The organism is Pseudomonas sp. PH1b (assembly GCF_000633395.1).
In the GTDB taxonomy this organism is placed as follows: domain Bacteria; phylum Pseudomonadota; class Gammaproteobacteria; order Pseudomonadales; family Pseudomonadaceae; genus Aquipseudomonas.
The window spans coordinates 52,902-70,281 of the sequence record NZ_AYMU01000002.1 but is presented as its reverse complement, the minus strand read 5'-3'; the positions used below and the strand labels follow the sequence as shown (position 1 = coordinate 70,281).

At 61.0% G+C, this 17,380-nt stretch carries 17 protein-coding genes and 1 tRNA gene; all 18 read right to left on the bottom strand.

What is annotated here, in order from left to right:
- Window positions 1-2: 2 nt before the first annotated feature.
- The 18 genes from U873_RS0102925 to U873_RS0102840 all read right to left on the bottom strand — a co-directional run bounded on the left by U873_RS0102925 (window position 3) and on the right by U873_RS0102840 (window position 17,127).
- A complete protein-coding gene (locus tag U873_RS0102925; RefSeq protein ID WP_025126810.1) occupies window positions 3-2,882 on the bottom strand; it encodes an AMP-binding protein in 2,880 nt (959 codons plus the stop codon).
- 21 nt (window positions 2,883-2,903) lie between these two features.
- Window positions 2,904-4,139: an aspartate aminotransferase family protein gene (locus tag U873_RS0102920; RefSeq protein ID WP_025126809.1), complete on the bottom strand. Its 1,236-nt coding sequence runs from the start codon at window positions 4,137-4,139 to the stop codon at window positions 2,904-2,906.
- A 448-nt stretch (window positions 4,140-4,587) separates the two neighbouring features.
- Window positions 4,588-4,663 (bottom strand) — tRNA-Lys (locus U873_RS0102915).
- Window positions 4,664-4,726: 63 nt separating this feature from the next.
- Window positions 4,727-5,428, bottom strand: coding sequence for a 7-cyano-7-deazaguanine synthase QueC (queC, locus tag U873_RS0102910; RefSeq protein WP_025126808.1), 702 nt, complete (start codon window positions 5,426-5,428; stop codon window positions 4,727-4,729).
- Window position 5,429: 1 nt separating this feature from the next.
- A complete protein-coding gene (gene queE / locus U873_RS0102905; RefSeq protein WP_025126807.1) occupies window positions 5,430-6,077 on the bottom strand; it encodes a 7-carboxy-7-deazaguanine synthase QueE in 648 nt (215 codons plus the stop codon).
- Between the two features lie 166 nt (window positions 6,078-6,243).
- Window positions 6,244-7,068 carry a tol-pal system protein YbgF gene (gene ybgF / locus U873_RS0102900; RefSeq protein WP_025126806.1) on the bottom strand — a complete coding sequence of 275 codons (825 nt, stop codon included), beginning with the start codon at window positions 7,066-7,068 and terminating at the stop codon, window positions 6,244-6,246.
- Window positions 7,069-7,074: 6 nt separating this feature from the next.
- Window positions 7,075-7,572, bottom strand: a complete 498-nt coding sequence (pal, locus tag U873_RS0102895) for a peptidoglycan-associated lipoprotein Pal (RefSeq protein WP_003227510.1) — start codon at window positions 7,570-7,572, stop codon at window positions 7,075-7,077.
- 53 nt (window positions 7,573-7,625) lie between these two features.
- On the bottom strand, window positions 7,626-8,906 hold the full coding sequence (gene tolB, locus U873_RS0102890; RefSeq protein ID WP_177330225.1) for a Tol-Pal system beta propeller repeat protein TolB: 1,281 nt from the start codon (window positions 8,904-8,906) through the stop codon (window positions 7,626-7,628).
- 17 nt (window positions 8,907-8,923) lie between these two features.
- Window positions 8,924-9,985 (bottom strand): cell envelope integrity protein TolA, encoded by a 1,062-nt coding sequence (gene tolA, locus U873_RS0102885; protein WP_025126804.1) that lies wholly within the window; start codon window positions 9,983-9,985, stop codon window positions 8,924-8,926.
- On the bottom strand, window positions 9,985-10,437 hold the full coding sequence (gene tolR, locus U873_RS0102880) for a protein TolR (protein WP_025126803.1): 453 nt from the start codon (window positions 10,435-10,437) through the stop codon (window positions 9,985-9,987). Before tolR ends, tolA begins: the two co-directional genes overlap by 1 nt.
- Before the next feature lie 13 nt (window positions 10,438-10,450).
- Window positions 10,451-11,146 carry a protein TolQ gene (gene tolQ, locus U873_RS0102875; protein WP_011063016.1) on the bottom strand — a complete coding sequence of 232 codons (696 nt, stop codon included), beginning with the start codon at window positions 11,144-11,146 and terminating at the stop codon, window positions 10,451-10,453.
- Window positions 11,136-11,603, bottom strand: a complete 468-nt coding sequence (ybgC, locus tag U873_RS0102870) for a tol-pal system-associated acyl-CoA thioesterase (RefSeq protein WP_025126802.1) — start codon at window positions 11,601-11,603, stop codon at window positions 11,136-11,138. The genes tolQ and ybgC overlap by 11 nt, the downstream gene beginning before the upstream one ends.
- Before the next feature lie 138 nt (window positions 11,604-11,741).
- Window positions 11,742-12,800: a Holliday junction branch migration DNA helicase RuvB gene (ruvB, locus tag U873_RS0102865; RefSeq protein ID WP_025126801.1), complete on the bottom strand. Its 1,059-nt coding sequence runs from the start codon at window positions 12,798-12,800 to the stop codon at window positions 11,742-11,744.
- Window positions 12,801-13,409 carry a Holliday junction branch migration protein RuvA gene (ruvA, locus tag U873_RS0102860; protein WP_025126800.1) on the bottom strand — a complete coding sequence of 203 codons (609 nt, stop codon included), beginning with the start codon at window positions 13,407-13,409 and terminating at the stop codon, window positions 12,801-12,803. It lies immediately after the preceding gene.
- 113 nt (window positions 13,410-13,522) lie between these two features.
- Window positions 13,523-14,047 carry a crossover junction endodeoxyribonuclease RuvC gene (gene ruvC / locus U873_RS0102855; protein WP_025126799.1) on the bottom strand — a complete coding sequence of 175 codons (525 nt, stop codon included), beginning with the start codon at window positions 14,045-14,047 and terminating at the stop codon, window positions 13,523-13,525.
- A gap of 129 nt (window positions 14,048-14,176) precedes the next feature.
- Window positions 14,177-14,923 carry a YebC/PmpR family DNA-binding transcriptional regulator gene (locus U873_RS0102850; RefSeq protein ID WP_025126798.1) on the bottom strand — a complete coding sequence of 249 codons (747 nt, stop codon included), beginning with the start codon at window positions 14,921-14,923 and terminating at the stop codon, window positions 14,177-14,179.
- Window positions 14,924-15,034: 111 nt separating this feature from the next.
- Window positions 15,035-16,810, bottom strand: coding sequence for an aspartate--tRNA ligase (aspS, locus tag U873_RS0102845; protein ID WP_025126797.1), 1,776 nt, complete (start codon window positions 16,808-16,810; stop codon window positions 15,035-15,037).
- Between the two features lie 95 nt (window positions 16,811-16,905).
- The gene (locus tag U873_RS0102840; RefSeq protein WP_003193872.1) at window positions 16,906-17,127 is read right to left on the bottom strand and encodes an FmdB family zinc ribbon protein; all 222 of its coding nucleotides are present in this window, start codon (window positions 17,125-17,127) and stop codon (window positions 16,906-16,908) included.
- Window positions 17,128-17,380: the final 253 nt, after the last annotated feature.

The window sequence follows — 17,380 nt, the reverse complement described above, 5'->3', positions numbered from 1 at the left end:
CTCTAGCTCAAGGTGGCGGTGATCCCAGTCAGCAGCGACTCCAGGCGTTCGTCGCCGAAGACCTGTGGGTCATAGTCGATTTTCAGCAGCAACTCGCCCGCGGCCAGGTAGCCGGTGAACTCCAGGTGATGGCTGGGGCTGCCCTGCATCAATTGCAGGCTCAAGGGATGCACGCTGACCCGGGCCCCGGGCGGGTTCTCCACGGCCCCGAGGAAGTTGTAGCTGTAGCCGCAATCGAACTGCCCCTTGAGTCGCTCGGCGTCGGGTGTGGCGAAATAGCGGTTGCCGAAACTGTGGGCGATGCCCTGGCTGGCGTGCTGGCCGGCCTTGATCGCCCTGGCGATCTGCTGCAGGTCCAGGCTGGCCACCTGCAGCACCAGGGGGTAGATCACCGTCAGCCAGCCAAACACGCTGTTGAGCTCGGCGCCGCTCTTGTCCAGGGCCCGGCCGTGGTCCAGCAAATGGACTTTCTGGAACGGGTTGTCATCGCCCTGGCTCATGGTGCGCAGGATGGCCGCCAGCAGCAATTGACTGGTCTCGGCCACGCCCTGGGCCCACTGCGGCAAGTCGCGGACCTGCCCCAGGGACAGCTCGGCACGCCGAAAGGCCTCACGCCGGGGAAACTCGGGGTGCTGCTCGGTCAACGGCGCGCAGCGGCTCCAGGGCAGCGCCTCCCAGAACCCCTCATGGGCGGCAGCGGCATGCTCGCGCTGGTAGGTTTGCTGCCACTCTGCGAACGCCGTCGGCCGGGGCCAGCGCTGCATGCACTCCAGGCCCTGCCCCAGGCACTCGTCCAGCTCGGACACCAGCAGCATCCAGGAGTAGCGATCGACCTGGAACTGGTGCCCGGCAATGATCAGGTGGTGACCAGCGGCGTCCTGTTGCTGGCTGAAACAGAAAAGTTGCCCCTGGCTCAGGGAGATTGCTGCGCAGGTCCGCTGCACCGCTTGCTGCAGATCCATCGTGGCCGGCTGCAGCCCTAGATCCTGCACGCCCGCCTCGATGAAGTGATGGCTGAAGATCGCCCGCAGCGCCTGGCTGACTCGCTGCGGCTCCTGGCCGCTGGCTACATCCAGCACCAGTGCCTGATTCCAGTGATCCAGGTCGCTGATACCACGGCTCAGCAGGAAGCGTCGATTGGGCAGGCCATCGACCTGTGGCCGGGAAACTCCGGGGCGGGCCTTGGCCGCCGCGGCGTGCACCTGCAATTGCCCCAGAGTCTCATCCGACAGCAGCGCTTCCAGGTCCAGCACCAGGCCCTTTCTCTTCAGCGTGGCGACCACTTGCAAGGCTCGCAGCGAGTCACCGCCATTATCGATAAAGCTCTTGGCCGGGTCGGGGCTCTGCCCGCCAAGCACCTGACCGATGGCTTGCCAGAAAGGCGTCGGGGCGGCCTGTGCCGGCTCCACTGCCACCATGGCACTGGCGGCCAGTTGCGCCAGCGCCTGCCGGTCGATCTTGTTGTTGCGGTTCAGGGCAAAACGCTCCACCAGCAGAAAACGCGCCGGCACTCGATGCGCCGGCAGTGCGGCCCTGGCGGCCTGACGCAGCAGGTCTTCGCCAAGGCTGGCGTCACCGGCAATGACAAAGGCCACCAGGGCCACGTTGTCACCCGCCTGATGGGCGATCACGCAGGCTTCCTGCACCTGGGACAGGGCCTTGAGCTCCGATTCCACCTGCACCAGGCTGACCTTCTGCCCGTTGATCTTGACGATGGAGTCCTTGCGTCCCAGCAGGCGTATGGCGCCATCGGGCTGGCGGCACGCCAAGTCGCCCGTGGCATAGCACTGGCGCTGCGGGTCCAGGGGGCTGGGCTGGGTCAGCTCGACGATCTGTCCGCTGGCCGGGTCCAGGCGCCGAGCAACCATGGCGGAATAGAGCAGCAGTTCACCCACCCCTTCACCGTAGGGCTGCCCGGGCTCCTGGGCAATCTCCAGGGTCACACCCTCCACCGGCCGATCCAGGGCCCAGGTCGGGTCCTGCAGCTTCTGCCCCTGGTCGATGCGGGCGTAGAGCGCGGTGGTGCACTCGGTCGGCCCGTAGGCGTTGAACAGCTGCGAGCCTGGGGCAAAGGCGTGGTTGAAGCGCCGAATGTCCGAGGGGTGGATGATCTCGCCGCCGATCACCAGTTGCTTGGGCTCGGCATAGGTGGGGCTGGCGTCGCTGTAGAAGGCCCGCAGATACGGCACGGTCATGTGCAGCACATCGATGTCATGTTCGGCGATCAGCGCCTCGACCGCGGCGAAGTCATGCTCCCGGGGATTGAGGCTGCACAAGGTAGCGCCGGTCTTCAGGCTGGCGAAGAGGTCCATCAGGCCGGCGTCCCAGCCCGCGGAAGCCAGTTGCAGCACGCGCTGCCCGGGGCCGATACCGACATAGCCGATGTAGTTGTCGATGTGCCGGCCCAGGGCCTCGATGCGCTGGACTATGGCCTTGGGCTCGCCGGTAGAGCCGCTGGTGAAGATCACGTAGTCCTGGCATCGCAGCGGGTATTCGCGGCCGGGGGCTACGGGCCGGGGTTGCAGCTGCAGCAGGTCGAGCACCGGCAAGGAGCTGGTCAGCTGCGCTCCGGGCCGGGTTGTGCCATTGAGGATCAGGTTCACGCCCAGGTGCTGGAGCACCGGCATCAGCTCGTCGAGGTTGCTCGCCGGGTCGATGAACACCACTCGCCGGGCAGCGGACAAGGCCGCGATCAACGCCGCATACATGGCCCGGCCGTGGCTGGCATACAGCGCCACCACCGGCTCCGGCAGCCTTTCCAGCTCGACGCTGAACGCCTCGCGCAGTTGGTCGAGCTCGGCAAAACCAAGGCGGCCCTGGACATCGATGATTCCTGCAACTGCAACATCGGTACCCGCCATGCGGGTAAAAGCCTGCAACATGATATCCCTGCCTTGTTGTTATTAGAGGGAGCGGCAAACGCCCTGCAGCGTCTGTATGAATGCCTGGATTTCCTGCTGGGACATGCACAGTGGCGGGGTCAGCTTGACCGTCGCCGGGTTACGCCCGCCGGTGCGCACGATCACCCCGTGCTCCAGCAAGCGGTTGCGCAGGGCCAGCACATCACCGCCCTTGCCAGTGCCCTCGAAATCGAAGGCCAGCATCATGCCGCGACCGCGCACATTGGCCACCCGCGAGTCCTCCTCCCCGAAGCTTTCGAGGGCCTGGCGCAGATAGCCACCGTTGCTCGCCGCCCACTGCCAGGGTTGTTCCTGGTGGTAGATATCCAGCACCTTGGAGGCCACGGCGCAGGCCAGCGGCATCAGGGTGAAAGTGGAGGAATGCTCGGCATAACCCAGGCAGTCCACCAGTTCCGGGCGACCCACCACTGCGGAAATCGGCAAGCCGTTGCCCAGGGCCTTGCCCAGGACCAGCAGGTCCGGCAGCAGCTGCGGGTTGCTGAAAAACGGTGTGCCAGTGCGGCCGAAACCGGTGTAGATCTCATCGAAGATGGTGATCACGCCGAACCTCTTGCCCAGTTCGACAATCGCTTCGAGCAGCGCCAGGGGCACCGGGTACATGCCCTCCGCGGCCTGGATCGGCTCGATGATCAGCGCCGCCGGCAAGCGATTGGCCTGCTGCGCCTGTTGCAGGTGCTCGGCCAGTTGCTCGCGCCAGAGGGTGGCGCGGGCCGGGTCCTGATCGGCGGCGTAATCCAGGGCCAGAGCGGTCAGTTGCAGGTTGTCACCGGCCAGGTGCTTGCGAAAGCCGCTGTTGGAGGTCACCGACAAGGCGCCCTGGGTCTTGCCATGGAAGGAGTTGTGGAAATACACCACGCCCTGGCGTCCGGTTGCGGCACGGGCGATTTTCAGCGCCACCTCGATCGCCTCGGCACCGGTGACCGCGGCAAACACCGAAGCCTGCGCATAGGGCACCAGCCCCGCCAGCTTGGCCACCACCTCATGGCGCTGCGGGTTGTCGATGTTCCAACCGGTATGGATCAGCAGTTCGGATTGACGCTTGAGGACTTCGACCAGGTCATCGCGCTGATAACCCAGGTTGGCGGCACCGCTGCCACCGGACATGTCGAGAAAGGATTTGCCCTGCTCATCGTAGAGAAAGCATCCCTTGCCACGAATGACGGAAGGGCTGGAGGGGGCACTGCGCCTAACGGATATTGCAACTGCTTCTGTGAACATCCTGTCACCTTGAGTAAGCCGGGCTTGTGACTCACGCACAGACTCAGGGACAGATTCGTACAGGCAGGGCAAAGCCCTGCTGACTGCGAAGTTACCGACCCTGGTATGTGTTCTCCTTGCCAGGGACGCAACCCCTGTTTGCAATGGCGGCAAGATTTACGCGGGAGGCATTTGCACTGTCAACGAGACCCGCACTTATTCTGAATTTAAAGCGATAACCCCTGAGAAAAAGAGGGAATTCAGATAAAGCCCCTGAATTTATCAAGGTTTTTAGAGAGGAGTCCGGCTACCGGCAAAAGGCCAGCCTCTGTAGAAGAGTTGATATTTGAGCAGTGAAAGGAAGACAAGCTGAGCAGCTGAGTGGCGAGATCAGGTTTTTTGCAAGGCAAAAAAAAACCCGGAAATCCTCACTTTCGTGGGCCTTCCGGATTTTCTAAACCGCCAAATATGGTGGGTCGTGTGGGATTCGAACCTACGACCAATTGGTTAAAAGCCAACTGCTCTACCAACTGAGCTAACGACCCGCTGTGTGGTGGCGCGTATAATACTGATTTCTAACGGGAATTCAACACCCTATTTGAAAATAATCAAAAATAAACGGTTGGGTCGCTTACGCCAGCCGCACTGAAGCCCTCTGCACGCAAGCGGCAGCTGTCGCATTGACCGCATGCGTGGCCCTGATCATCCGCCTGGTAGCACGAGACAGTCAGACTGTAATCGACCCCCAGCCGCAGACCCGCTTGAATGATCTCGGCCTTGCTGAGGTTCTGCAGGGGAGCCTGAAACCGAAACCTCCCCCCTTCGACACCGGCCTTGATCGCCAGATTGGCCATGCGCTCGAACGCCTCGATGAACTCGGGCCGGCAATCCGGATAACCGGAGTAATCCAGCGCATTGACGCCGATGAAGATGTCCCGCGCCTCCAGGACTTCCGCCCAGCCCAGGGCGAGGGACAGGAACACTGTGTTACGTGCTGGCACGTATGTGGCAGGAATACCGTCACTCGGCGCCAGGGGCACCTCGATGGAGCTGTCGGTCAGTGCCGAACCGCCCATGCCATTGAGGTTGAGGCCTATCACCTTGTGCTCCACCACGCCCAGGTCCAGGGCTACGCGCTCGGCGGCCTGCAGCTCGGCACGATGACGCTGGCCGTAATCGAAGCTCATGGTGTAGCAGCGATAGCCTTCGGCGCGGGCCATGGCCACCACGGTGGCCGAGTCCAGGCCACCGGACAGCAGGATCACGGCACGTTTTTCAGCGGCCCCTTGGCTCTGTGAGCGCCCAGCCATCTCAGCGCCCCGGCTCATCATTCCAAAGGTACTTGTGCAACTGCAGTTGCAAGCGCACCGGCAGGTTGTCAGCCACGATCCAATCGGCCAGGTCCCGCGCGCTCAGGTCATGGTGGCTCGGCGAGAACAGCACCTCACCAGCACGTCGTTCGAGGCCGTACTGGATCAGCTTGGACACTGCCCAGTCGTAGTCCTCGCGAGAACAGATGACGAACTTGACTTGATCGTTGGCCGTCAGCAGCTCGATATTCTCGTAGCGATTGCGCTGCGCCTCCTGGGAACCAGGCGTCTTCAGGTCAAGGATTCGGCTGACGCGGGTGTCCACCGCCGAGATGTCCAGGGCGCCGCTGGTTTCCAGCGACACCTCATAACCGGCATCACACAGTTGCTTGAGCAAGGGAATGGCATTGGGCTGTGCCAGCGGCTCTCCGCCGGTGACACAGACATAGCGGGGGCGGAACCCGGCTACCTGCTCGAGCAGGCTGTCGAGGGTACGTTGGCTGCCGCCGCTGAACGCGTAGGCACTGTCGCAGTATTGGCAACGCAGCGGACAACCGGTGAGGCGCACAAAAACCGTGGGCAGCCCGGCAGTCCGAGTTTCCCCCTGCAACGAGTAGAAAACTTCGGTAATTCTCAATGTGTCTTGCATAGTCGCCACGGGCGTAACAGCTAAACAGGCTGTCCGCCTCCGTCAGGCACTTCGAGAAACCCCGCAAACACGGTGATCCCAGGAAGCGTATTTCATAAAATGGGCGTGGATTCTAACGAAAAAACCCGCGACAAGCGCGGGTTTCTTGTAACCGGGGTCAGGGCACTTACATGCGCTGCAGATCCCGTTGTGCCAGCTGAGCGGCGGAGGTACCCGGATACTGGGCCACCACCTGCTGCAGGATGCCCTTGACCCGGTCGGTGTGACCGAGACGACGCTCCACATCAGCCAGCTTGTACAGCGAATCCGGCACCTTGGCGTGCTTGGGATACAGCTGGGAAACCTTGGCAAAAGCCTGACCCGCGCCTTGCAGGTCGCCCTTGGCCAGATTCACTTCGCCCAACCAGTACTGGGCATTTCCGGCGTACTGGCTTTGTGGGTACTTGCGCAGGAAAGCCGAGAAAGCCTGGCTGGCCTTGTCGAAATCCTTGGCTTTGATCAGGTCGAAGGCTGCATCGTAATAGAGCTTTTCCTTCGCCGGATCACCCGGTTCACTGCTGGCGGCTGGCGCTTGAGCAGCAGCTCCAGCTGCGGCACCGGCGGCATTCGCATCACCACCGGCAGAAGAATTCTCAGGACTCGCGGCAGGTGCAACACCGCTGCCTATGCGCCGATCAAGATCCTGGTAACGCTCCAGGCTTTCTTGCTTCATGCGCGCTACATCATTTTGCAGAACCTCGATCACGCCCTGTTGGCGCGCAATCTGTTCCTGCATTTGCTGCAGTTGCTGGAACAGCTCGCCCTGTGCCGAGACAGGGGTCGAAACCCCTCCCCCGGCATAGGCGCCGTTCGTGCCATAACCCGCTGGCGGATAACTGCTCCCGCTATTGTTATAGCCGGAGTTGTTATCGACCACAGGAACCGCAGACCACGCCGCGAGCGGCGTGAGACTGAGAGCCAAAATAGTTACAGCACGACGGCACGTTCGCATGACGAATTACTTACGCAGTTCGACGCGACGGTTTTGAGCCCAGGACTGCTCGTCGTGGCCAGTAGCAACTGGACGCTCTTTACCGTAGGAAACCAGTTCCAGCTGAGCTGGGGAAACGCCCTGCAGAACCAGGTAGCGTTGAACGGCTTTCGCACGACGCTCGCCCAGTGCCATGTTGTACTCACGAGTACCACGTTCGTCGGTGTTGCCTTCCAGAACAACGCGAGCGCCGTTTGCTTTCAGGTCTTTGGCATGAACGTCCAGAGCGCGCATGGCTTCTGGCTTCAGGTCCGAGCTGTCGTATTCGAAGTAGAAGGTGGTGATTGCGCGCAGAGCAGCTTCTTCGCTCAGGGAGCCATCAACAGCACCGGTGTTAGCGCCGTAACCAGCGTTTGGATCAACAGCGCCTTCACCGGCGTTGTCGCCACCTTTGGAGGAGCAACCTACAGCCACAGCCATGGCCAGAGCCAGCGCAGCAAACTTACCAAACTTCAACATTTCCATCGTGAAACTCCTAATGAACCCCAGTGTGTTAAGTGAAACATTGTAGCGCCGCGTCAGTTCAGGTAAGGGGACCAGGACGGTTCTCTGACTTCGCCTTGAGCGGTAGGAAGCGGGAGCCTCACACGTCCATTAATGGACACGAGCATCAAGACTCCCCGGCCCTGCTGGCGGGTGGCGTAGATTACCATGGTGCCGTTGGGCGCAACAGTAGCTGACTCATCAAGGTTGGTGTCTGTAAGGATTTTTACGCTACCGCGCTGCAAATCCTGAGCCGCCACCCGGAAGTTGGTGAAACCGTCCTGGCGGTGAATCATGACCAGGGTCTTTTCGTCAGCAGAAAGTTTCGGGTTGGCGTTGTAGTTACCAATAAAGGTCACACGCTCGGCACCACCACCGTTGATATTGCTTTTATAGACCTGCGGCTTGCCACCACGGTCGGAGGTGAAATAGATGGTGGAACCATCCTTGCCCCAGAACGGCTCGGTATTGATGCCCGGGCCACTGGTGACACGGCTGATCTGCCGGGACGCCATGTTCATCACATAGATGTCCGGGTTGCCGTCCTTGGACAGCACGAACGCCAGGCGGCTGCCATCCGGGGACCAGGCCGGCGCGCCGTTCAAACCTTCGAAGTTGGTGATCTGCTCACGACGCCCGGTGTCGATGTGCTGAACGAAGATGCGCGGGCGCTTCTGCTCGAACGACACATAGGCGATGCGCTTGCCATCGGGGGCGAAACGCGGAGACAGGATCGGCTCGCGGGACTGCAACAGGGTCACCGCGCGAGCGCCGTCATAGTCGGAACGCTGCAGGGTGTAGCGCGTGTTGTTCACCGAGAAGCGCTCAGCCGTCACATACAGCAGACGCGTCGAGAACGCGCCCTTGATGCCGGTAAGCTTTTCGAAGGACTGGTCGGAAATGTAGTGCGACATATCCCGCAGTTGATCGACGCTGCCCGACACGCTGCCGGTCATCACTTGCTGCTCGGTAGCGACGTTGAACAGGGCGTACTGCACCTGCAGGCGACCGCCAGCCGGAACAATGCTGCCGACCATCACGTACTGGGCGCCCAAGGCCTTCCAGTCACGGAAAATGACTTCGCTGGCCTGGGTCGGCAAGCTGATCATGTTCTGCTTTGGAATCGGCGCGTAGTAACCGGAGTTGCGCAGGTCGTCACCGATGATCTGGGCCATGTCGTCAGGCAGCACGCTGCCGCCCTGCCAACCGAACGGCACTACCGCGATGGGCGTTGCCCGGTCACTGCCACTGGTGACCAGAATGTTTTTTTCATCCGCTGTCGCTATCCCTGCCATACAGCAAATAACGACAAGCATTCCTCGAAGAAGGTTTCTCACAAGGCTAGATCCTCAGGTGTGAATGTCATCTTGAATGAACGATAGGGAGCGAAATCCTTCGGACTCAACCCCTGCATTTCTGTCAAACGCCCAATGTTCTTGACTGCCGCCACCGCCGAAGCGTCGAACGGACCATCACCACTGGACTTGATCACGCTGACCGTGGTCACCGTGCCATCGGGCAACATGCCAATCCGCAGTTCCACCGTCATGCCCTTGCGCGCCGAAGGAGGACGAGCCCAGCCTTCCGCCGCACGGATACGAATCAGGTCATCGAAACTGCCCGCGACACTGTCACCCACCTCATCCGACTTCGTGGCTTCACGCTCTGGCTTATCGGACAGCAAGTCCGCCAGGGCCTGGGCCTTTTTCTCTTCGGCAGATTTGCGCGCTGCTTCCTGGGCCTTTTTCTTCGCGGCGTCGGCAGCAGCTTTCTTCTTGGCATCCTCGGCGATCTTTTTCTTCGCCTCGTCTGCTTCAGCTTTTTTCTTCGCGTCTTCCGCGGCTTTCTTCTTCGCGTCTTCGACGATTTTCTTCTTCGCTTCTTCAGCGGCCTTTTTCTTGGCCTCTTCTTCAGCAGCTTTCTTGGCTTCTTCTTCGGCTTTCTTCTTGGCTATATCAGCCAATTGTTTCTCTTCAGCCTTTTTCGCCTCGGCGGTTTTCTTGGCTTCATCAGCCTTCTTCGCTTCGTCGGCTTTCTTGGCCTCGTCAGCCTTCTTGGCCTCATCGGCCTTTTGAGCAGCCTCTTCTTTCTTTTGTTCCGCGGCCTTGATCTCTTCCTGCTCGACCTTCTTCTGCTCCAGCTGCTCGGCTTCGGTCTGGCGCGCGGCGGATTTCTTCGCCTCACCCGCAATCTTGTGATTGGTCTGGGTGGTTGCCGGACTCTTGGATTTGAGCTGGTACAGGGTCGCTTGAACGATCGGCTTGGCCGGGGGCAGTTCCGGGGTCATGGCAAAGCTGACGAACAGCATGCCAAACACCAGCACGTGCAGGGCAATTGCCCAGACACTAGGCCAGAAGTAGCTTTCCGAGGCGGACGGCTCTCGCTGTTGGTGCATCAGGGCGCCTCGGTAATCAAGCCAACGTTACCGACTCCGGCTTTCTGCAGGCCGCCCATGGCACCCATCACGGCGCCGTAGTCGACGGATTTATCACCGCGAATGAACACCTGGGTGTGCTTGCCGCCTTCATTGCCGGCACGGATGATCTTGGTCACCGCGTCGGTCATCTGCGGCAAGGTCATCGCCTTGTCCTGTTGCTTTTCGGTGTCGACTTCGCTGCCAAGGTTCCAGTAGTAGGTCTTGTCAGACTTGATCGAGATGGTCAGCACCTGGGTGTTGTTGTCCTGGGGCAAGGCTTCGCTGGAAACCTTGGGCAGGTCAACTTTCACGCCCTGGTTGAGCATCGGCGCGGTCACCATGAAGATAACCAGCAGTACCAACATCACGTCGATGTAGGGCACCACGTTCATCTCGGCAACCGGCTTGCGTTTGTGGCGAACTCGGGCCATTGGGTTTACCTGCTCACTCTTCGCTGGTGTGCACTTTACGGTGCAGGATCGCCTGGAACTCGTCGGCGAAGGTGTAGTAGCGGCTGATCAGCGTCTCGCCACGAGCGGCGAAGCGGTTGTAGGCGATCACCGCCGGGATGGCTGCGAACAGGCCGATGGCAGTGGCGATCAGCGCTTCGGCGATACCCGGGGCTACGGTGGCCAGGGTCGCTTGCTGGGCTTGAGCCAGGCCGCGGAAGGAGTTCATGATCCCCCAGACAGTACCGAACAGACCGATGTACGGGCTGACGGAGCCGACGGTGGCGAGGAACGGCAGGCTCTGCTCAAGCTTTTCTTCCTCACGGGAGATTGCTACGCGCATGGCCCGGGCCACACCTTCCATGACCGCTTCCGGATCGACACCCGGTTGCTGGCGCAGACGGGAGAACTCCTTGAAGCCGGCACGGAAGATCTGCTCGACACCGGAATCCGGGTCAGGGTTGCTGCCCGCCTGGCGGTACAGCTTGGACAGGTCGATACCGGACCAGAAGCGCTCTTCGAAGCTCTCCAGGGCACGTCGACCGGCGCGCAGCAGGTTGCTGCGCTGAAAGATCATGATCCATGAAGTCACCGATGCGGCAACCAGGGTCAGCATTACCAACTGCACTACAACGCTGGCATTGCTGACCAGGCTCCACATGGAGGAATGGTCGACGACGTTAGCTTCCACGCTTTATCTCCTGCTCTGAGTGTGTACCCGCGCTGCTCTCGTCGACAAAGGCCGTACGCAGAGCGTCTGGAATGGCGCGGGGTTTGAAAGTGTCGGCGCGCACACAGGCCACCAAAAACTGCCCTTCGCAGAGCAGCGCATTGTCTGTGGATCGCCTGACCTGCTGAGTGAAACGCAGGCTGACCCGGTTCAATTCGGTAACCTGGGCACTGACCAGAAGCTCGTCGTCCAGTCGCGCCGGCGCGTGGTAGCGCGCTTCGCTGGAATGCACGACGAATAACAGGTTCTCCCCTGCCAGCTGCGATTGGGCAAAGCCCAGGTGTCGTAGCCGCTCGGTTCGAGCCCGCTCCATAAACTTAAGGTAATTAACGTAATACACGATGCCGCCGGCATCGGTGTCCTCGTAATAAACGCGACAACGATGTGCGAACGACTCAAGCCCGTTTTGCGCGCGCATACTCTAGTGCTTACTCCTCAGGTTGCCAATCCGGCCAGGCAACTGTTTTTTCATTCTTGAACGACTTTTCGTGAAGATTTAACGATGCCAGTCCCTAGGACAGCACAAACCCCGAATAAATCGACAAAAAGCAGGTTATTAATCGTCCACGGCATCGAGGAATTCGTCTACCACGGGCAGCTCCCCCATTCGTGACGGGATGTTAAGACCAAAGTGCAAATAGGCATGCCGGGTAACCACGCGACCACGAGGGGTGCGCATGATATAGCCCTGCTGGATCAGGTACGGCTCCAGCACATCCTCGATGGTGTGGCGCTCTTCACTGATGGCCGCAGCCAGGCTGTCGACCCCTACCGGACCGCCGTCGAACTTCTCGATCATGGTCAGCAATAGACGTCGGTCCTGATGGTCAAAGCCACGTTCATCGACGTCCAGCAGGTTCAGCGCCAGGTCGGCGATCGGCTTGGTGATGTGCCCCTTGGCCCGCACCTCGGCAAAATCCCGTACCCGACGCAGCAGACGGTTGGCGATCCGCGGAGTGCCCCGGGCGCGGCGCGCGACCTCGAAAGCGCCTTCCGGGTCCAGCGGCAAACCGAGAATACCGGCGGAACGGCTGACAATGGTCGCCAGATCAGCAGTGCTGTAGAACTCCAGGCGCTGGACGATACCGAAACGATCGCGCAACGGGTTGGTCAGCATCCCGGCACGGGTCGTGGCCCCCACCAGGGTGAATGGAGGCAGATCCAGCTTGATCGAGCGCGCCGCCGGCCCCTCGCCGATCATGATGTCGAGCTGGAAATCCTCCATCGCTGGGTACAACACCTCCTCGACGATGGGCGACAACCGATGGATCTCGTCGATGAACAGTACGTCATGGGGCTCAAGATTGGTCAGCAGCGCCGCCAGATCACCAGGACGCTCCAGCACCGGCCCGGAAGTGCTCTTGATCGACACCCCCATTTCCTCGGCGATGATGTTGGCCAGGGTGGTCTTGCCCAGCCCCGGGGGGCCAAAGATCAGGGTGTGGTCCAGGGATTCGTTGCGCCCACGGGCGGCCTGGATGAACAGCTCCATCTGCTCGCGCACGCTGGGCTGGCCGATGTAGTCGGCCAGGCTGACCGGACGAATCGCCCGGTCCTGGATTTCCTCGCGCTCACGGGGACCCGTGGCGGCGATCAGACGATCAGCTTCAATCACTTAAATCATTCCCTTCAGGGCTCGGCGGATCATGTCTTCACTGCTCAAGCCTTTGTCTTTGATCGCGGAGACCGCCTTGCTGGCTTCCTGAGGCTTGTAGCCCAGGGAGATCAGCGCGCTGACCGCGTCCGACTCGGCACTGGCCACCGGCGCCGGCGCATCCGGCTGGTTCGGCACCAGGGCGAACATGCTCGGCACCGCTTCCCAGGCCTTGAAACGGTCCTTGAGTTCGACCAACAAGCGCTCGGCAGTCTTCTTGCCGACCCCAGGCACCTTGGTCAGGGCCGACGTGTCCTGGGCCTGCACGCAACGCACCAGCTCATCCACCTCAAGGCTGGACATCAAGGCCAGGGCCAGTTTCGGCCCCACACCATTGAGACGGATCAACTCGCGAAAAAAGTCTCGCTCGCGCTTGCTGGCGAAACCGTAGAGTAACTGCGCGTCCTCGCGCACGACCAAATGGGTATGCAAGGTCAGGGGTTCACCGACCGACGGCAGGCGATACAGGGTGGTCATCGGCACTTCGACTTCATAGCCCAGCCCGTTTACATCAAGAATCAGGTACGGCGGCTGTTTCTCAGCCAAAGTGCCGCGCAGGCGTCCAATCACGTTTCAAATCCTTAGACGATGGCCAGCCCCGGGCTGGCAACTCACTGAACAGGCGTCCGGGCCGGATACACAGGCGCGCAACGTCCACTGCTAAATTGAATGCGCTGATGCTATCAGAGACGCAGGCGACCGCCACGACTGCGTGCCGTACCCAGGCCATGGGGCAACAGACTGGAACGGGTATGGGCGTGACAGATAGCGATGGCCAGGGCGTCCGAGGCGTCGATCTGCGGCTTGGTGGTCAGCTTGAGCAGGTGCATGACCATCATTTGTACCTGCTCTTTATTGGCGCCGCCGGTTCCGGCCACGGCCTGCTTGACCTGGGTCGCGGTGTACTCGGCAATCTCCAGGCTCTCCTCGGCACCGGCAACGATGGCCGCGCCTCGCGCCTGCCCGAGCTTGAGGGCCGAATCGGCGTTGCGCGCCATGAATACCTTCTCGATGCCCATGGTCACCGGGCCATAGGTCTGAATGACCTCGCGAACCCCTCGGTAGACAATCTGCAGCCGCTCATGCAGCTCGCCGCCGCCGGTGCGAATGCAGCCGGAGGCCACGTAGACGCAACCGCGGCCGGTGTCGCGGACCACACCATAACCGGTAATGCGTGAACCGGGGTCGATGCCAAGAATAAGTGTCATAACGCCTGCTGCTTGTAGGGAGATGCCTGCCGGCCTGGACCGGAACAGCGAAAAGGCAGAAGCCGGAAGCACCCTGCCGCGCAATCATCGCGGCGTTGTACGTCCGGCTTCAAGAGTAAAGCAGCTGGATCAGCCGAGCTGCTCGGCCACCGACTCGGGAATATCCGCGTTGGAATAGACGTTCTGCACGTCATCCAGGTCTTCCAGCATGTCGATCAGCTTGAGGACCTTCTCGGCACCGTCCAGATCCAGTTCGGCGCTGGTGGTGGGCAGCATGACGATTTCCGCGTCCGTGGCGGTGAAGCCAGCCGCTTCCAGAGCGTTACGCACGCCGTAGAAACCGGCGAACGAGGTGAATACGTCGATCGAGCCATCTTCGTTGCTGACCACATCGTCGGCGTCTGCCTCCATGGCCGCTTCCATCAGCCCGTCTTCATCGACGCCTTCGGCAAAAGTGATCTGCCCCTTGCGCTCGAACAGATAGGCCACCGAGCCATCGGTGCCCAGGTTGCCACCACATTTGCTGAATGCATGGCGCACAGCCGCCGCAGTGCGGTTGCGGTTGTCGGTCATGCATTCGACCATCACCGCCACGCCATTGGGACCGTAACCTTCATACGTCAGCTCGACCACATCGTCGCTGCCGGCAGCGCCGGTGCCACGGGCGATGGCCCGATCGATGATGTCGCGGCTCATGTTGGCGCCCAGGGCCTTGTCCAGGGCCAGACGCAGACGCGGGTTGGAGTTGGGATCGCCGCCGCCCTGACGGGCGGCGACGGTCAGCTCACGAATCCACTTGGTGAAGATCTTGCCTCTCTTGGCATCCTGACGCTCTTTGCGGTGCTTGATGTTCGCCCACTTGGAATGACCTGCCATAACTTGCTCCAAATTCTCTTTGAAACATTGCCCACGCCGCATGACGGGTGCAGGCAACAAAACTCGACCCATAGAAAAAGCGCACCCGAAGGTGCGCCTTATCGGGCCGGCTTATTCAGCCTTAGGCTGTTCGCGCAGGCGGATGTGCAGCTCACGCAGAGCCTTGGCATCCACCAGACCCGGTGCCTGAGTCATGACGCAGGCCGCGCTCTGGGTTTTCGGGAAAGCGATCACTTCACGGATCGACTGGGCGCCAGTCATCAGCATCACCAGGCGGTCCAGGCCGAAGGCCAGGCCACCGTGGGGTGGCGCGCCGTACTTGAGGGCGTCCAGCAGGAAGCCGAACTTCTCTTCCTGTTCTTCTTCGCTGATACCCAGCAGACGGAACACCGCTTGCTGCATTTCCTTGCGGTGGATACGGATCGAACCGCCACCCAGCTCGGTGCCGTTCAGAACCATGTCATAGGCGCGCGACAGAGCGGTAGCCGGGTTGGCTTCCAGTTCTTCAGGCGAGCACTTGGGCGCGGTGAACGGGTGGTGCAACGCGGTGAAGCTGCCGTCTTCGTTCTCTTCGAACATCGGGAAGTCGACAACCCACATCGGCGCCCACTCGCACGTCAGCAGGTTCAGGTCGTGACCCAGCTTGATACGCAGCGCGCCCAGGGCCTCGCTGACGATCTTGGCCTTGTCGGCGCCGAAGAACACGATGTCGCCATCGACTGCGCCAACGCGATCGAGGATCACGTTCAGATTGGCTTCCGGGATGTTCTTGACGATTGGCGATTGCAGACCGTCAACGCCCTTGGCGCGCTCGTTGACCTTGATGTAGGCCAGGCCCTTGGCGCCGTAGATGCCGACGAACTTGGTGTAGTCGTCGATCTGCTTGCGCGGCATGCTCGCCCCGCCAGGAACGCGCAAGGCGGCGATACGGCATTTCGGATCGTTGGCCGGGCCGCTGAATACCTTGAATTCCACTTCCTTGAGCTGGTCGGCAACGTCCACCAGTTCCAGTGGGTTACGCAGGTCCGGCTTGTCGGAACCGTAGCGACGCATGGCCTCTTCAAAGGTCATGTGGGGGAATTCACCGAACTCCAAACCCAGCACTTCCTTGAACAGGTTGCGGATCATGCCTTCGGTCAGGCCCATGATGTCTTTTTCGTCGAGGAAGCTGGTCTCGATGTCGATCTGAGTGAACTCAGGCTGACGGTCGGCGCGCAGGTCTTCATCGCGGAAGCATTTGGCGATCTGGTAGTAGCGGTCGAAGCCGGCCACCATCAGCAGTTGCTTGAACAGCTGTGGAGATTGCGGCAGGGCGAAGAAGCTGCCGGCGTGGGTACGGCTCGGCACCAGGTAGTCGCGGGCACCCTCGGGGGTGGCGCGGGTCAGGATCGGCGTCTCGACGTCAAGGAAACCGTTCTCGTCGAGGAAGCGGCGGATGCTGGTGGTCATGCGCGAGCGCAGACGCAGCTTCTCGGCCATTTCCGGACGACGCAGGTCGATGAAGCGATAGCGCAGGCGAGTCTCTTCACCCACGTCGGAATATTCGTTGAGCGGGAACGGCGGGGTTTCCGCTTCGTTCAGCACTTCCAGCTCGTAACCCAGGACTTCGATCATGCCCGAAGCCATGTTGGCGTTGCCGGCACCGGCTGGGCGCAGGCGCACCTTGCCGGTGATCTTGACTACGTATTCGCTGCGCACACGGTCGGCGGCGGCGAAGGTTTCAGCGCGGTCCGGGTCGAACACCACCTGGGCCAGACCTTCACGATCACGGATATCGAGGAAAATCACCCCGCCGTGGTCACGGCGACGGTGGACCCATCCGCAAAGGGTTACTTCCTGACCTTCCAGGCTTTCGTTCAGTTGGCCGCAATAATGGCTGCGCATCATGGTAGTGGTTTCACTTCTCGTAATTCGAAATTCGATGGAGGCCTTGCGCACCTCAGGGTGCCGGATAGTGCAAGAACTCGCGCGTGTCGTTCAACTTAGTCAGCTTTGTCGCCACCGGCCAGGTTCTTCTTGGCGCCGGTCTTGAAGTCGGTTTCGTACCAGCCGCTGCCGCTGAGGCGGAAGCCGGGCATGGACAGCATCTTTTTCAGTTCAGGCGCCTGGCAGGCAGGGCAGTCGACCAGCGGCGCGGCGCTGATCTTTTGAATGGCTTCCAACTGATGACCACAGGAAGCGCATTGATAGTCGTACATGGGCATGGGGGCGTCTCGGCAATCCAGATTACTGCTTGAACTACAGCCAGAGCCCACGCCAAAGCTCGGGCTACTTAGCAAAGAGCGGGATTATATCCATTAAATCGGCCCTGTGCAGCCGTATGACCATATAGCGGAGGTTGCCGGCGGTCAGGCACATCACGACCAATCCGTCGTCCGCGGGGAACGGATCATGGCCGGCAGCTTGCCCCGGCGCGAAAATCATCAAGGGGCAGGCCTGGCCAAACGGCGCGAATGG

Bases quoted from the DNA above. Each gene is read 5' to 3' on its own strand.
- U873_RS0102850 (WP_025126798.1), bottom strand. From the start codon at position 14,923: ATGGCAGGTCATTCCAAGTGGGCGAACATCAAGCACCGCAAAGAGCGT.
- pal (WP_003227510.1), bottom strand. From the start codon at position 7,572: ATGGAAATGTTGAAGTTTGGTAAGTTTGCTGCGCTGGCTCTGGCCATG.
- tolB (WP_177330225.1), bottom strand. From the start codon at position 8,906: ATGCTTGTCGTTATTTGCTGTATGGCAGGGATAGCGACAGCGGATGAA.
- tolR (WP_025126803.1), bottom strand. From the start codon at position 10,437: ATGGCCCGAGTTCGCCACAAACGCAAGCCGGTTGCCGAGATGAACGTG.
- ybgC (WP_025126802.1), bottom strand. From the start codon at position 11,603: ATGCGCGCGCAAAACGGGCTTGAGTCGTTCGCACATCGTTGTCGCGTT.
- aspS (WP_025126797.1), bottom strand. From the start codon at position 16,810: ATGATGCGCAGCCATTATTGCGGCCAACTGAACGAAAGCCTGGAAGGT.
- queC (WP_025126808.1), bottom strand. From the start codon at position 5,428: ATGGCTGGGCGCTCACAGAGCCAAGGGGCCGCTGAAAAACGTGCCGTG.
- U873_RS0102920 (WP_025126809.1), bottom strand. From the start codon at position 4,139: ATGTTCACAGAAGCAGTTGCAATATCCGTTAGGCGCAGTGCCCCCTCC.
- ybgF (WP_025126806.1), bottom strand. From the start codon at position 7,068: ATGCGAACGTGCCGTCGTGCTGTAACTATTTTGGCTCTCAGTCTCACG.
- U873_RS0102925 (WP_025126810.1), bottom strand. From the start codon at position 2,882: ATGTTGCAGGCTTTTACCCGCATGGCGGGTACCGATGTTGCAGTTGCA.
- U873_RS0102840 (WP_003193872.1), bottom strand. From the start codon at position 17,127: ATGCCCATGTACGACTATCAATGCGCTTCCTGTGGTCATCAGTTGGAA.
- ruvC (WP_025126799.1), bottom strand. From the start codon at position 14,047: ATGACACTTATTCTTGGCATCGACCCCGGTTCACGCATTACCGGTTAT.
- tolA (WP_025126804.1), bottom strand. From the start codon at position 9,985: ATGCACCAACAGCGAGAGCCGTCCGCCTCGGAAAGCTACTTCTGGCCT.
- queE (WP_025126807.1), bottom strand. From the start codon at position 6,077: ATGCAAGACACATTGAGAATTACCGAAGTTTTCTACTCGTTGCAGGGG.